Raw genomic sequence first — 15,557 nt, 5'->3', positions numbered from 1 at the left:
CTACCTGTTTACCTAACATTTCATCCGGTATAAACACTAACAGATTACCCGCCAGTTTTATATTTTTCAATTGTTTGTTCTTGGTAGAATCATGCTGACAGGGGTCAGCTTCCGTCCATTCCGGAATGGCTCCGAAGTTTTCTTCTAGCGATGCAAAACGAATATTTTCAGCAACATTGGAAACGGGCATTGATTCTGTCAATAATAAATCACAAACCGATCTTCCGTTAAAGGGACTTGTTTTACTATTTACGCCCATCTTCAGTTTAAAACTACTCACTTCACTGTTTGCAAACACAATAGGTGTTTCAGGGGCAGCCATTTCTTCGCCATCAATACCCCATTTATACTGCGCACGAAATGCCTCACCGCTTCTTGCTACCAGAACATGTTTATTCTTCTTATTAAGCCAAACAACTCCATTTTTACCGATGGCACATTCTGCAAATGCCTGGGCTTCTCCCAATCCCTTCAATCCTGATAAAGAGGCCGCCAGTGCCGGGAATACATATTTCCCTTCGTTATTTACACTGGGGTCATGCGGAATAAAATCAAAGCTAAAGCTTACCGCTGCCGCTCCTATAGTTTGCTGGTGTTCAATAACCGGTTGAAAAGCTGCTTCCTGGGTTGATTCTGCCTGATCGATAGACAGTAATTCAATTCCCTGCGAAAGTGATTCGATCCTAACCACACAGTCTGTGAGTGGTTGTCCGTTGGATGCGGTGATTACACCGGTAAATTTATAACTAGCACCTACCTGACCTGGTTCACCATTGATCAATGCAGGATTATGAAAATATAGTGCTGTTTGTGCCTGCAATTTTTGCACGGCTACAAATCCAATAAGTAAAAACAGGATTTTGTATAGAGCTGTTGATGTTGGGAGCATCAACGGGTACGTCTTTTTCATGATCAACTATGGGTAGATTAAAAATGCCCATAGGAAATGGATACGAGGAATTCAGAAGGATTGGATCATGTTAAACGCAGAACAAAGATTGCATGCCTTTTTGAAATATGCAAGTATTTGCGAAAATAATTTCGACGAAAGGATTTCCCCCCACCGGCCGCTACCAACATAAAAGAGGCTGCCCGGGGGCAACCTCTTTTGAAAATATAGACTTATTGCTAAGAATGGTTATTTCTTCATCTGTGCGGCAATTCCTTTTGCCAGCTCTACCATTTTATTCAAGCCATCATCCGGCAAACCGCCTTTCTTGAATTCAGCTAAAACATACGGCAGCTTAACTTCCATTTCATGTAGGAATTGTTCTTCGAACTCTTTTACCCTGTTTACAGGAACATCCCTTAACAAGCCCTGTGTTCCTAGGTAAATAATAGCTACCTGCTTTTCAACGGGGAAAGGAGAATATTGTGCTTGTTTCAGGATCTCTACGTTACGGGCACCTTTGTCAAGAACCAGCTTGGTGGCAGGATCCAGGTCGCCTCCAAACTTAGAGAAGGCTTCCATTTCACGGTACAGGGCCTGGTCGAGTTTAAGGGTACCTGCTACTTTTTTCATGGATTTGATCTGCGCATTACCCCCTACCCGGCTAACCGAAATACCTACGTTAATTGCCGGACGAATACCCGCGTTGAACAGGTTACCTTCCAGGAATATCTGGCCGTCTGTGATAGAAATTACGTTGGTAGGGATATAAGCAGATACGTCGCCTGCCTGTGTTTCAATAATTGGTAAAGCGGTAAGTGATCCACCACCTTTAACCAGGTGTTTAATGGTTTCAGGAAGGTCATTCATGTTGCGGGCAACCTCATCTTTACCGATAATTTTGGCAGCGCGTTCCAGCAAACGACTGTGCAGGTAGAATACATCACCAGGATATGCTTCCCGACCTGGAGGGCGGCGTAGCAGCAGAGATACTTCGCGATAAGCTACAGCTTGCTTAGACAGATCATCATAAATAATCAATGCAGGGCGGCCGGTATCACGGAAGAACTCTCCAATAGCAGCACCAGCAAACGGCGCATAGAATTGCTGCGGAGCGGGATCTGACGCAGAAGCGGCAACGATGGTCGTATACTGCATGGCTCCATTTTCTTCCAGTGTTTTCATAACACCGGCAATAGTGGAAGCTTTCTGCCCAATCGCCACATATATACAATAAACAGGCTTACCTGCCTGGAAAAACTCCTTCTGGTTAATGATGGTATCCACTGCAATGGCAGTTTTACCAGTCTGACGGTCTCCGATGATCAATTCCCGCTGACCACGTCCAACCGGAATCATCGCATCAATTGCTTTAATACCGGTTTGCAGGGGTTCTTTAACCGGCTCCCTGAAAATTACACCAGGCGCTTTACGCTCCAGGGGCATTTCATACAAATCTCCGGTTACAGGTCCTTTACCATCAATTGGCTGTCCTAATGTATTGATAACACGGCCTACCAAACCATCTCCAACTTTAATGGAAGCGATCTGGCCGGTTCTTTTTACTTTATCTCCTTCTTTGATTTCAGAAGATTCACCCATTAATACCACCCCTACATTATCTTCTTCCAGGTTAAGCGCAATTGCTTTTACCCCGTTGGCAAATTCCACCAGTTCACCTGCGCGCACATTGCTCAGTCCGTATACACGGGCGATACCATCACCCACCTGCAAAACGGTACCCACTTCTTCCAAATCGGCAGAAGTGTTGAAGTTGCTCAGCTGCTGGCGCAGTATCGCTGATATTTCATCTGGTTTAATGTCTACCATATAGCTTTATTTAGACGTTTGTTTTATTATCTGATTTTCTGAATATACATGTTCTCTACAAACTGTTTCTTGATAACCTGCAGATCATGGCGGATACTGGCATCGTATAATTGGTCGCCGATTTGTGCAAGAAATCCACCTAAAATGGATTCATCCAGCTTTTCTTTCACTTCCAGGGTTTTGGCCGCGTATTCCGGCATCTTCTTGAAATTGGCTACTATATCGGCTTTTACCTCTTCAGAAACAGGGATGGCCGTAGTAAGTTCAAGGATTTCAATGTTTTGCATTTTACGGTAAATAGCATCAAATGCGTCCAGGATTTCAGGCAAGCCAATTTCACGGCCTTTTTCAAACAGTAGCTTAAAGAACAAAGCAGTAAGCTGGCTGACCTTATCGCCAAAAATGGCGGTAAAAATAGCCTGCTTTTTGTCCTGCCGGATAATCGGGCTTTTAAGAATCAGGTCCAGTTCGCCGGTTGTTGCTACCCGTAATACATCTACATCTTTTTTTACAGCCTCCACCTGATTGGTTTCAATGGCCATATCCATCAGAGCTTTTGCATATCGTTTGGCAACACGTGTATTGCGCATAAATTATTATTTCAGCCTTTTAGAACAATAGGGTTAATTTTTGGAACTGGTGCTTAGTTCACTAGCGAGGTTACGGATATAATTCTCCTGTTCGCTTTTGGAAGCAAGTTCACGACGGATAACCTTCTCCGTTACATCAATTACCATATTGCCGATTACGTTTTTAACCTCCGTAAGGGCGGCATTTTTTTGCTGCTCAATAGAAGCTTGTGCATCGGCAAGGATTTTACCAGCTTCTGTTTTAGCCTGTTCTTTTGCCTCGTTTACAATTTTATCCTTCAGCTCTTTTGCTTCTTTGAGCAATTGAGAACGCTCTTCCCTGGCTTTAGCCATCAGGGCTTCATTTTCACTTTTCATTTGTGCCATTTCCAGCTTCACTTTTTCAGCAGTGGCAATGGAATCGGCAATATTTTTTTCTCTCTCGGAAAGAGATGAAATGATGGGCTTCCAGGCAAACTTCTTCAGTATGAAGAAAACAATCAGGAAGGCAACCAGCGTCCAGACAAAATAACCTAAAGCAGGCAGTAATAATTCCATTGTATCAAATTAATAGTAAAAAGTATATAATAAAAAGTGGCTCTTTACAACCCGCGGCCACTTTAGAAATTCATACAAACAACACCTTTTGCAGCACTATCAGTTCTAAGATAAATTAAGCCGGTCCTCGGCCCTGTGCTCCGGACCAGCTAATTTCTTTACGTGGATTAGGTGGTCAGTACCGCCAGCAGACCTGCGATTACAGCAAAAAGGGCAACACCCTCAATAAACGCTGCAGTCAGGATCATGTTTCCACGAATGTCGTTGGCAGCTTCAGGCTGGCGAGCAATCGACTCAACCGCACCTTTACCGATCTGACCGATACCGATTCCAGCACCGATCGCAGCCAGTCCGGCACCGATAGCGCCACCCAACTGAGCCTGACCTACTTCCAACAGGATGTTCATGATAGACATACAATTTGTGTTTTGTGTTTTATAAAAAAAAGTTCAATTCGCACTTAAATTACCACGGGGTCTTTATGTCCGGCAGCATCTTCATGGTGATCTCCTTCCATTGCCTGGCCGATAAATACCGCCGTAAGGTTGGTGAAAATGAAGGCCTGGATAAAAGCAACCAGCAGCTCAATTACATAGATAAATACAGAAAAAGCAATGGAAACCGGAGAAAATCCCCAGCCAGCCACGGAGCTCATCTGTCCGAATATAAAGATCAGCGATACAAAACTCAGGATTACAATATGCCCGGCCGTCATATTGGCAAAAAGACGTATAATCAATGCAGCCGGCTTAATGAATACCCCCAGTAATTCTACCGGAATCAATATCAGTTTCACCAGGAAGGGTACGCCCGGAGGCCAGAATATATGTCCCCAGAAATGGCCATTGGTACTGAACAGGATCACAATAAAAGAGACCAGCCCCAGCAGCATGGTAAATGCAATGTTTCCGGTAACATTCGCTGCCCCTGGCAACAAACCAAAGAGGTTATTGATTAAGATAAAGAAGAAAATAGTGAGGAGGTAAGGCAGGTATTTTTTGTATTTGTGCCCCAGGTTGGGTTTTGCCACTTCATCCCGTACAAACGTAATAACAGGCTCCACGGCATTTTGCAAACCACTGGGTGCTTTATTAGCACCATTAACCGTGTACTTTTTGGCAACACTGGTCATAATCAGCACCAGGGTAATTACCGCCAGTAACATCTGCACTACGTTTTTCGTCATGGAAAAATCATAGGCCTTTACCGAAGCGTCTACATGGCCACTGGCATCAACGGGCACAATATGGTCGTGTTCGAGTTTATACCCTTCATGAATCGTTTCGCCGTGGTGAAACCGGGAAGAAGAAAAAATGCTCAGACCTCGCTGGGGTGAATAGATAATAACAGGCAGGGGAATAGTTACATGGGTTTTCCCAAGACTAAAGAAATGCCATTCATGAGAGTCGGCAATATGGTGCAAAATGGCTTTACCCGCATCAAACTTGGCAGCTTCCCCGTGTCCGTTGCCGTCATTTGCCTGAACAGCTGTACCAAAACATAGTAAAATTGCGCTGAAAGTCGCTACCAGTAAAGATTTGACGCTATTCCTTCCCATGCCGTTTCAAAATTTTGCGCAAAGATAGGAATAATGAACTAAGAACTTAAAAGTTATACGTAAAAAGTTAAGCACCCGGCTTTATTGGGGGCATTCCCACCTATCCCCCTTCTCCGTTCCCCCTTTCACCTTTCCCCTTCTCCCCAAATTGCGATTCCACTAACCCGCTATAATACCCTTTCTTTTCCAGTAATTCCTCGTGTGTGCCAATCTCTTTCACCTCTCCCTTGTCCAAAACAATAATCTTATCCGCTTTCCGGATGGTGCTGAGGCGATGTGCAATAACAATGGCCGTACGGCCCGAAATCAGGGTATCAATAGCCTGTTGAATCAGCTGTTCACTTTCTGTATCCACGCTGGAGGTAGCTTCATCCAGGATCAGGATACCCGGATCGTACAACAGTGCCCGGATAAAAGACAGGATCTGCCGCTGCCCCAGCGAAAGGGTGGCTCCGCGTTCCATGACATTGTAATCGTACCCGCCCGGCAGGGTTTCAATAAAATCATGAACGCCGATCAACCGGGCGGCATGCACTACCTGCTCACGACTGATAGCGGGGTTTCGGAGGGTAATATTATCCAGTACAGATCCGGAAAACAAAAACACATCCTGTAATACAACGCCGATCTGTCGTCTAAGTGCCCCCAGTGTGTATTCTTCTACGGGTACCCCGTCTATCCGTATCTGCCCTTTATTTATATGGTATAACCGGTTCAATAAACTGATTATCGAGGTTTTTCCACTGCCGGTATGCCCAACCAGGGCTACGGTTTCCCCTGGTTGAACGGTAAAATTCAGGTTGCGTAATACGTATTGTTCTTCCTTATAGGCAAACCATACCTGTTCAAACTCTATTTTACCCTGTATCTTTTCCGGCGCAAACCGTCCCTCTGTTTTTATATAATCCTGGTTATCAATCACTTTAAACACCCGCTCACTGGCAACCATGCCCATTTGTAATACATTGAACTTATCCGCAATTACCCGAAGCGGACGGAACAATAAATTGAGGAACAAAACAAAAGAGATCATTTTTCCCGCCATTTCAGCCGCCTGTTCAGGCGGAAGCTCCAGGGCATTACTGGCCGCCCACCATACCAGCAGCCCGGTAGAAACGGCCAGAATTATTTCCACCACGGGAAAAAACACCGAATACGCGAAAATTGCATTGATATTGGCATTCCGGTGTTCCCGGTTAATTTTTTTGAATTTATCGGCTTCCCGTTCCTCCGCCGCAAATGTCTGCACCACCTGGATACCTGTCAGGTGTTCCTGCACAAAAGCATTGAGGGCCGCAACCGCGTTTCGCACACGGATAAAGGAGCGGTTTACGCTTTCTTTAAAAATATAGGTAGCCAGTATCAGTAAAGGGAAGGGAGCCAGGCTGATAAGGGCTAGTTTCCAGTCTACCCAGAACATTACAAAAAGGATGGAAATAATGGAAAGAAAATCCGCGATAATAGGAATGAGTCCATCGGAAAAAACTTCATTTACCGATTCTATATCATTGATGGTCCGCGTGGTAAGGGTGCCGATCGGGGTAGTATCAAACTGGGAGAGGTTTAAACCTACTATTTTATTAAATACCCGCACCCGCAGGTTTTTTACCACCGATTGCCCCAGCCAGGAAGTGGTAAAGGTAAATAAGAAGCGAAATACTGTTTCTACCAGCAGCAACCCAAACTGGATCAGGGTAATGCGGATTACCCAATCGAGCAGGCCGTTCCGGATGTAGTTATTAACCGTTAGCTGAATCAGCCAGGGACGGATCGGTGTTAATAAAGCCAGCAGAATTGCCAGCACAAGCGACCAAATTACCTTCTTTTTATAGGGTATGGCAAGTCCAAACACCCGTCTCAACAAAGCCACATCAAAAATCTTCTTATTCGCGGAGGTCGATGACATTCCGCAAATATATTACTCTTCCTCGTCCACTCCTCTGTAGGCTTTGATAAAGATGGCACCCAGGTTTTTGTACGGAGGAATATAATCATCAAACCGTTCCTTCGCTTCCCCGGTAAACATTTTTGCCAGTTCCGCCCACATGGGCATCCATTCAATCGGCGCTCCATTACGAAGAGAAGCATTGATCGAGTTCAGAATGGGCTCGTTTACCGCACGGGTACCGATCTGTTTGGATGAAATGATATGAGCATCGGGGCTAATAGTTAATACATCGTTCAGGTTATTATACCCACCACAAGACCCCAGTACCACAATTCTTGCGCTGGGTGTAATCTGGTTCAGGGAAGACTTTACATGATAACTATGACCGCGGTGTATATAAATAGTCGGGGCCAGGTTTTGCTGATCCAGGTATTCTGCCAGTTTGGCCTGGGCTTTTGCATCCGGATCATCGAGCCCATAGAGCGGCTTGTTAGCAAAAATCCATACCGGCTTACCCTTGGTTGATTTTATCGTTACGAAATCCTTGTTTTCAGTAATTGCCCAGTCGGCTTTGCCTTTGAAAAGGGTCATAAAATTGGCATAGGAATTTTGACCGTCCTTATCGTCATCGCCGTAGAAAAATACCTGTTGAATGACCCTGCCGGCAGAATCAGCCAGGCGCTCAAATGGCACGGTATACACGGGTGGAATACCGAGTGATTTGGCCAGGTCTACTTTTGCGGTAGTATCTGCCGACTCAAACAGTGTCTTTTCTATCTGGTAAATTTTCTGCCCGTTGAGATCGCCATTTTGTACATTTCGCTCGTAATTGAGGCGGGCTTCCTCCAGCATATTCGCGGCTAGCACCTTGTTCTTTTCAAAAATACTGGAGTACGCATCGGCTACGTCCACTGCATCTTCCACCGATTGGAGGGTGGTATTTTTTTCCAACCCGAACATAAAGGACTTCATAAGCACGGTAGCATTTGAGTCGGGCATTAATTTTAACAGGGTATCCAGCTCGTTATAAGCAGCTGCCATTTTAATAAACTTCCTGAAATAATCAAAATTCATGGACATAAACAGGCTATCGGTAGGCGTGCCTTTAAGTTTGGTGATGATCCGCTTAAAAACGCCCCGGTAACTGGAGGTATAGATCTCATCTTCTCCCAACACACAGAGATAGTAAAGTTCCTGTGGACTCAGCGGCTCTACCACTTTGAAGCGCACCGGGTCCTGCGCATTGTGCAACCCATTTATTTTACTGATAAAATACTGGCGGGCCTTATTGTCCATCCGCTCGATCAGTGCTTTGCGCTCCATCGGGGTATCTTTCTGCAACATCCGTTCCGTGTGTGAGAGCCTGGTTTTCACCATCAGCCGATAATACTCCAGGTCATTATCCTTTACTTTATCTACATCTTCAAAACTTAATTTACCGCGGTAGATTTCATCAATAAAAGGAAAATACAACTGTCCGCTACGGCTGGATGCCATTTCTGCAATTACTTTAACCACCGGGTCGGGATGAATGCGGATATAGCGGGCGAGCGCGTCATTGGACGCGGCATAATCATATACTTTACGGGGGTCGCGCTTGGCTTCTGCTGCAATCAGGCTATCGCGCTTGGGATAGGAGAAATTAGTTTTGAGAAAGGTCATGGTGCGTTCCGGATAAAGCTGCAGGTATTTTAACTGCAGAATATCCTTGCTGGCTTTTATCCCGCTATTTTCCGGGTAAGAAAAGCAGTCCACCAGGATTTTCCCTACCCAATAATGAGATTGGGCTACAATGGGATCAATCCCCTTCATTTTCCGGTCCAGCGCCACTGCCAGCCCGAAATTTTCTACCATTTCCGGGGCTAATGCGGGCTGAATTTGACGGGCTCTTGCTCCCGAACCGAAGTTTCGGGCCATGATTTCCAGGCCCTTTAAATATTTTATTTTTTCATTATCTTTCAATACGCTGTCGAGTTCCACCGATTTTTGGAGGGCGTCGATCTGGTCCATCATAGCAAACCTCACTGCAGTATTAATGGTTTCATCCTTGGTAACGGGGATATAACCTTTGATATAGGAGCCGGGTTGCTGAAATAGTTTAGCTTGCTCTTTGTCCAGGTTTTCATGAAATATTACACGGCTTCTTTCCACCGGATAAGATGGGTTCGGCAATCCCTGGTAGGCATTGGCCGAAGTTTGAGCGATGGTTCCCAGACTGGCAATCACCAATGCGGAAATGGGTAACAGTTTATTCATAGATAATGATCCTTGGATTCAAATTTACACATTGCAACACCAGCATAACGTTGTAGTAACACTAAAATTGCCCTTAACAATTTCATAATCGGCTGAAAATTGGCTGCTTACCGGTGGCAGTTAACTTTGCGTAAACAAATCGTTAATGGATAACAGGGAAAAAAAGATACTGATTGCGGACGATGAACCGGATATTTTGGAGATTATCCAGTACAATTTGCAGGCTGAAGGTTATACCGTTTACACGGCCAAGGACGGGGATGAAGCCCTGATGCGTGCAAAACAGATCAAACCGGATCTCATTATTCTCGACATTATGATGCCGAAGAAAAATGGGGTGGAGGTTTGTGAAATACTACGATCGCAACCAACCTACAAGGAAACCCTTATTATTTTCCTGACGGCATTAAGCGATGAATCTTCCCAGTTAAAAGGGCTTGATACCGGGGCCGACGACTATGTGAATAAACCGATCAGCCCCAAGCTGCTCACCAGCCGGGTAAATGCACTGTTCAGGAGGGTTACTAAAAAAGAGGAAGCAGGAACCGGCATATTAATGCTGGATAACCTGGTAATCGATCCTGTAAAATTTGTGGTGATGGTAGGCGATAAGGAAGTAACTCTGGCTAAGAAGGAATTTGAACTATTGTATTTACTGGCATCCCGACCGGGCCGCGTATTCCTCCGCAACGAAATTCTTAACCAGGTATGGGGCAATGAAGTAATTGTTGGAGATCGCACGATTGATGTACACATCCGTAAAATCAGGCAAAAACTGGGATTGGATTGCATAACAACGGTAAAGGGCGTCGGTTATAAGTTTGATTTATAAAGCAGAAACGGGTTTAACTTAGTGCCGACATGATTCAATTCAAAAACTTATCGCCCAGGCAGGTTGCTTCTGTACTTGCTTTTTCTATTGCAGCACTGGTTGGATTGGCTAATTTTATTCTGGTAGACGACTGGGTGATCGCCCTCTCCTCTTTTGCCGTGTTATTCCTGGTGGCTTACCTGCTGATCTTTTATTTCCTGCAGCAGTTTATTTACCGACGGATTAAACTTATTTACAAATTCATCTATCAAACCAAGGCTACCAAGCGGGAGGAGTTTTATAATAAGTATATCATCCCGCAAAAAAGTATCGATGAGGTTAAAGAAGACGTTGAAAAATGGGCGGTTCAACGGCAGGGAGAAATTGAACTGCTTCGAAAAAACGAGGCGTTCCGAAAAGAATTCTTGCAGAACCTGGCCCATGAGTTCAAGACTCCGATTTTCGCTATCCAGGGGTATATAGATACCTTATTGGGTGGAGCGATGGAAAATCCTGAAGTTCGGAAACGCTTTCTTGAAAATACCAGCAGAAATGTAGACAGGCTGGTGAATCTGATGAACGACCTCGACGAAATTTCCCGGCTTGAAAGTGGCGAGCAGGTGTTATACAAGCAATATTTCGTGATACAGGACCTTATCCGTGAAGTCATCGAATCCTTGTCTATTAAGCTGAACCAGAAAGAAATTGTAGCTACCATCAAAAAAGGCTGTGAAGCGCCGGTATATGTATTTGCCGACAAGGAAAAAATAAGGCAGGTATTGATTAACCTGGTTTCCAATGCTACCAAATACGGCAAACCGGGGGGTACCATCGTAATAAGTGTTTATAATACAGATGAATTTAAGGTATTGCTGGAAGTAAGCGATGATGGCATTGGTATAGAAGAAGCACATCTATCCCGGATCTTTGAACGGTTTTATCGGACAGATAAAGCCAGAAGCCGCGATAAAGGAGGCACCGGACTTGGACTGGCCATATGCAAACATATTATTGAAGCACATGGCGAATCAATGCATGTACGCAGTAAACCGGATGTAGGTACCACCATCGGCTTTACCCTCTCTTCCACACGTGGGGAGAATTAAGCGTTTGTAATCACCTGGCAGCCAGTAAACCTGCGCTGCACCCTTAGTATTCCAGCGTTGCCAGTACGGGAAAATGATCCGACGGAAACTTTCCGTGGTAGGTATCCGTCAGAATGCCATAACGGCTTACCCGGAATGGTTTACTGATAAAGATATGATCGATGATATCTTTTGATTGGGGGAAAGGGCGGAACGCGTTAAAGCTGCCGTTTGGAACATAGGGGTCACTGGCAAGGGTATAAGTATCTTTAAGGGCAGTGTTTTGCTGAATCATAGTATACCATTCCGACTGGTGGTTGCCATTAAAATCTCCCATTAGTATAACAGGCCCTTTACCGGCAATGGCTGCAATTTTTTGCAGGATCAGTTTACTGCTTTCGGTTCTGGCTACTACACCCTGGTGGTCGTAATGCACATTGAATACAAAAATGGTTTTTTGGGCTTTTTTGTCTACCAGTTTCAGCCAGCTGCAGATTCGATTATGTTTAGCATCCCATCCAAAACCAGGTGCTGACGGCTTTTCAGACAACCAGAAATCGCCGCTGTCTTTAACAAGGAAACGATCTTTTTTATAAAAAATGGCAGAATGTTCGCCTTGTGATTTTGCATCATCGCGGCCAAGTCCGTAAAATGCGTATCCAGGAAGGGCTGCCTGCAGATCGTCTAGTTGGTGGCGGAGGCCCTCCTGTGTTCCGACGATATCAAACTGGTGAAACCTGATAAGCGCTGCGCAAACCGGGGCCCGATCCTTCCAGAGATTACCGGAATCGTTCTGATTGGCGTAACGGATATTAAAAGTGCCGGCAATAAGTTGCTGGGCCTTTGTAGCCATGCTGGTTATCAGTAACAGCAGCAGAATCGTTGTTTTTGGATGCTTCATTTTATTCGGGTTTTCTGCGAGCAGTAAAGATATTTTAATCTTTCAGAAATGACATTAAAGTATAGTGGATTGCGCGCGGTGTTTTATGTCAAAGTAACAAGCAGACAGCAGGGTGGCAATTAATCCCAATACGCCGGTAATAAGTACAAGTTCCTGGTAAAAATGCAACCAGGATAACTGAATGGAAAATACAGATTTACTTAGTAATACCGTAACGCTTCCCAGGTAGCCGAAGGAATCGGCAAGATAGATCAGGAAACCAACATTGCCGGCTATGCGAAAACTGGCAATCAGGCGTTCGAACAAAATACTGTTGAACGGGATATAAACCAGGTATAACCCAAGCCCAACTCCCAGCATCCACGAAAAGGTAGCTACATATCCTTGCTGGTATAAAATAGTAATAAGCAGACTGAGCAGAAAACCCATGGCCATAATACGGTGCGTGTACTGCAGGGCTTTGAAATTATTCTTTACGAGCACCATAGAGGCAATGAGTACAAGTAATATTATGGAGATGATAGTTTCGGTTTTTGCGAAAACAGTGAGGTTAAACTGTTCGCCCGAATCGCGCCACATGTCGGCCATAAAACTGTCTCTTACCTCCCGAAGAATGGTTACGAGCGAGTATACAAGCACCAATAGTACCAAACCGGGTCCATAGGCCTTGAGCAGTTGAGTGCGTTGGCTGCCGGTCATGGGTAGCCGTATGGTCCTTTGTTGGATATCCTGTTCAGAGGGTGGTGGAAGTTTTTCCATCAGGTAAACGAAAAGGCAAAGTGGTAGAGCGAAAATGGCACCGGTAGCAAAGGGCATCCAGTATTCAGACACCTGGAGGTTTTCCATAACAAAGGAGGCAACAGATTTGGCCAGCCCGGATCCGAAGATAAAACTGACGGCTAGGGCCGCGCTGATAAAGTCGGTCATGCGTCTTCCTTCAATGTAGGAAAAAACTACTCCCCACAGCATACCCAGGGGAAAGCCGCTGAAAAAAAGACAGGGCCAGTTGTAGGGGGCTGGAATTAGACCAAAAGCGAGCCAGGAGAGCCAGGCGAATGCGGCAAGAGTTAGGATGAGGCTACCCCGGCCAATTCGTTTCATGGAGGCGATGAATTTGATACCATAAAATTTACTGGCCATATAACCGGCAACCTGGGTTATTACCAGGATAATTTTGTAATCCAGTCCGGCAAGCCGGTAGCCTTCAAATGCGGCTACGTTGAAGGCTTTTCGAAAGGCGAACAAACTGGAATACAGGCAAAATGCCACTATTGCTGCGTAAACCGCTTCTAACCAGTCTTTTCTCGTGAACATGCTTTAAATATACAGGAAAGCCGCCAGACAGGTGTCAGACAGGTGAAAGGGCAGTGTTCTAACACCTGTCTGACACCTAAAAAACCCGGACCATAGAAATGGTCCGGGTATAAACTGCATGAGAAAATCTTGCTGCTATTGAAAACACAACAACTGAGCTTCAAAGCTCTTTACCGATTGTTACGTATATGTAATCCGGATGTTAAGTTTAAAAACACGTCAGACACCAGTTACAACTGGTGTCTGACGCTTCTCTAACAGAGTTCTAACACGTATCTGACACCTAATCAGTACGCATTCGATCTGGGATTGAAACTCGCCCAACCCTGTGCCCAATTGGTTGTTCCAAAAGCACCTATATAAGTAGTTGCCGAAAAATAATTATCCATACCCGTGAAACTTGCACCCGTTAAAGCCGGTGATCCCACCTTCGGTAAAAAATTCGGAGCATTCAGATTGAAAGGATCCGTTAACTGCACCGCATCGCGTGAATCAAGGGTCCTGTTCCCATCCGCCTCAGCCTTCACTTTCAGGATATCATTCGTCGCAAAAACAGACTTAGCACCATCATCCTGCACATTATAAGGTTTGGTATAAACAGCTACAATATTATTCTTAAACTCCGATTGACCATCCTTATAAGCCTGTGCCGTAGCCGCCGACTCCAACGAAAAACCCGCTTTACGATGCCCAATCAACAAAGAATTATTCAATACAAACCGGGTAGCTCTTCTCCAACGATTCGAAAATCCATGGTTAGAATTAGAGCCTGTTGTATCATAAGGTCCGATCAGGGTAAAATTCGACAGGTAGGGACGTGTAAACGGCTCCGCCGCTGAACCTGAACCATCGTTATCACACTCAATGCCATTTGCCTGGTCAGTATCAGCCGGCTTATCGCGCAGCGATACAGCAAACTGAATCTTACCAACATACCCGAAATCAAAATCATAATCATCATCCATGGTTGCAAAAGCAATCAGGTTTTTACAATTTACAGTACCGCCAAAGAACTCAAACGCATCATCGGCACCATAAGAAACCTGAACATTTTCAATAACGGTACCCGATCCTACTCCACCGCAGGTTAAACCATTTATCTCAGAACCTGGCTCGGCAGCAATACCTGAAAATTCAATGCGAACATAGCGCAGAATACCACTGTTATCATCCGCTTTATTGCCACCATACGGACGGTTAACACCACCTTCGATGATCGGCGCAGGCGAAGTAGGACGATTGGTAGGCGCATTCCCTAAAAGAATGATTCCTCCCCAATCACCCGGCGCCCGCTCACCAGCCGGACGACCAGATGTGAAAACAATCGGCGCATCCGGACGGCCATCGGCTACCAAACGTGATCCACGCTCAATGATCAAAGCCCCCTTATCACTTACATCACTTTTAATAATTGTTCCCGGTTCAATCGTTAATACCGCCCCATTATTCACATACACATAGCCTTTCAGCGTCCAGGTTCCACGTGTCAGCGTTGTGCTTTTATCAATGGTGCCATTCAACACCCGACCCGTGGTGTCTGTTCCCCCACCCGGATTATTAATTGTATCACCTACTTCCACCTTAATACAGGAAGTGATGGTTACCGCACTGATCGCGATGAGGGCCAATTGTTTAACCAATTTCATTTTATACAGTTTAAAAAGTTGAGTTTTCGAGTTTATTTTTTTCTTAAGTCAAAATCATACGTAAATCCAACAGAAATCGTAGTACCGGGGCGATATGAACTGAATAACCGATCACCATTCCCTTTATTGAATTCTTTACTGCCGCCCACATTCTCGTAGAGATAAATTTCATTGTTGAGAAGGTCTGAAAAACTGAGTTTAACTTCTCCCTTTTTCTTCATTACCCGTTTAGAGAACTGAAGATCGAGCAGG

At 44.9% G+C, this 15,557-nt stretch carries 14 protein-coding genes; 2 read left to right on the top strand and 12 right to left on the bottom strand.

The window, feature by feature from the left end; all coding sequences use genetic code 11:
• The 8 genes from A1D16_RS14050 to A1D16_RS14015 form a co-directional block, all read right to left on the bottom strand.
• A partial coding sequence (locus A1D16_RS14050; RefSeq protein WP_290710563.1) for a hypothetical protein occupies positions 1–910 on the bottom strand: 910 nt, incomplete at its 3' end.
• 228 nt (positions 911–1,138) lie between these two features.
• On the bottom strand, positions 1,139–2,719 hold the full coding sequence (gene atpA / locus A1D16_RS14045) for a F0F1 ATP synthase subunit alpha (RefSeq protein ID WP_290710562.1): 1,581 nt from the start codon (positions 2,717–2,719) through the stop codon (positions 1,139–1,141).
• 26 nt (positions 2,720–2,745) lie between these two features.
• Positions 2,746–3,309 carry an ATP synthase F1 subunit delta gene (gene atpH, locus A1D16_RS14040; RefSeq protein ID WP_290710560.1) on the bottom strand — a complete coding sequence of 188 codons (564 nt, stop codon included), beginning with the start codon at positions 3,307–3,309 and terminating at the stop codon, positions 2,746–2,748.
• Positions 3,310–3,342: 33 nt separating this feature from the next.
• A complete protein-coding gene (gene atpF / locus A1D16_RS14035; RefSeq protein WP_290710558.1) occupies positions 3,343–3,846 on the bottom strand; it encodes a F0F1 ATP synthase subunit B in 504 nt (167 codons plus the stop codon).
• Between the two features lie 167 nt (positions 3,847–4,013).
• Complete coding sequence (gene atpE, locus A1D16_RS14030) at positions 4,014–4,262, bottom strand: ATP synthase F0 subunit C (protein ID WP_150848847.1); 249 nt, start codon at positions 4,260–4,262, stop codon at positions 4,014–4,016.
• Positions 4,263–4,306: 44 nt separating this feature from the next.
• The gene (gene atpB / locus A1D16_RS14025) at positions 4,307–5,404 is read right to left on the bottom strand and encodes a F0F1 ATP synthase subunit A (RefSeq protein ID WP_290710554.1); all 1,098 of its coding nucleotides are present in this window, start codon (positions 5,402–5,404) and stop codon (positions 4,307–4,309) included.
• Positions 5,405–5,504: 100 nt separating this feature from the next.
• The gene (locus A1D16_RS14020) at positions 5,505–7,310 is read right to left on the bottom strand and encodes an ABC transporter ATP-binding protein (protein ID WP_290710552.1); all 1,806 of its coding nucleotides are present in this window, start codon (positions 7,308–7,310) and stop codon (positions 5,505–5,507) included.
• 12 nt (positions 7,311–7,322) lie between these two features.
• Positions 7,323–9,548, bottom strand: coding sequence for a hypothetical protein (locus A1D16_RS14015; RefSeq protein WP_290710550.1), 2,226 nt, complete (start codon positions 9,546–9,548; stop codon positions 7,323–7,325).
• A gap of 145 nt (positions 9,549–9,693) precedes the next feature.
• Between A1D16_RS14015 and A1D16_RS14010 the strand changes: the two genes are divergently transcribed.
• Together A1D16_RS14010 and A1D16_RS14005 are read left to right on the top strand one after the other, a co-directional pair.
• Positions 9,694–10,380, top strand: coding sequence for a response regulator transcription factor (locus A1D16_RS14010; protein WP_290710548.1), 687 nt, complete (start codon positions 9,694–9,696; stop codon positions 10,378–10,380).
• Between the two features lie 29 nt (positions 10,381–10,409).
• The gene (locus A1D16_RS14005) at positions 10,410–11,465 is read left to right on the top strand and encodes an ATP-binding protein (RefSeq protein ID WP_290710546.1); all 1,056 of its coding nucleotides are present in this window, start codon (positions 10,410–10,412) and stop codon (positions 11,463–11,465) included.
• Between the two features lie 43 nt (positions 11,466–11,508).
• Here A1D16_RS14005 and A1D16_RS14000 read toward each other — a convergent pair whose 3' ends face one another.
• The 4 genes from A1D16_RS14000 to A1D16_RS13985 all read right to left on the bottom strand — a co-directional run.
• Positions 11,509–12,345 (bottom strand): endonuclease/exonuclease/phosphatase family protein, encoded by an 837-nt coding sequence (locus tag A1D16_RS14000; RefSeq protein ID WP_290710544.1) that lies wholly within the window; start codon positions 12,343–12,345, stop codon positions 11,509–11,511.
• A gap of 54 nt (positions 12,346–12,399) precedes the next feature.
• On the bottom strand, positions 12,400–13,659 hold the full coding sequence (locus A1D16_RS13995; RefSeq protein ID WP_290710542.1) for a DUF5690 family protein: 1,260 nt from the start codon (positions 13,657–13,659) through the stop codon (positions 12,400–12,402).
• A gap of 287 nt (positions 13,660–13,946) precedes the next feature.
• On the bottom strand, positions 13,947–15,305 hold the full coding sequence (locus A1D16_RS13990) for a hypothetical protein (RefSeq protein ID WP_290710540.1): 1,359 nt from the start codon (positions 15,303–15,305) through the stop codon (positions 13,947–13,949).
• Positions 15,306–15,337: 32 nt separating this feature from the next.
• Positions 15,338–15,557 (bottom strand): hypothetical protein (locus A1D16_RS13985; RefSeq protein ID WP_290710537.1); only part of this gene is annotated, 220 nt, incomplete at its 5' end.

The organism is Flavihumibacter sp. CACIAM 22H1 (assembly GCF_001601815.1).
Lineage (GTDB): Bacteria > Bacteroidota > Bacteroidia > Chitinophagales > Chitinophagaceae > Flavihumibacter.
The sequence above is the reverse complement of the archived record's forward strand: the minus strand, read 5'-3'. Positions and strand labels throughout refer to the sequence as shown.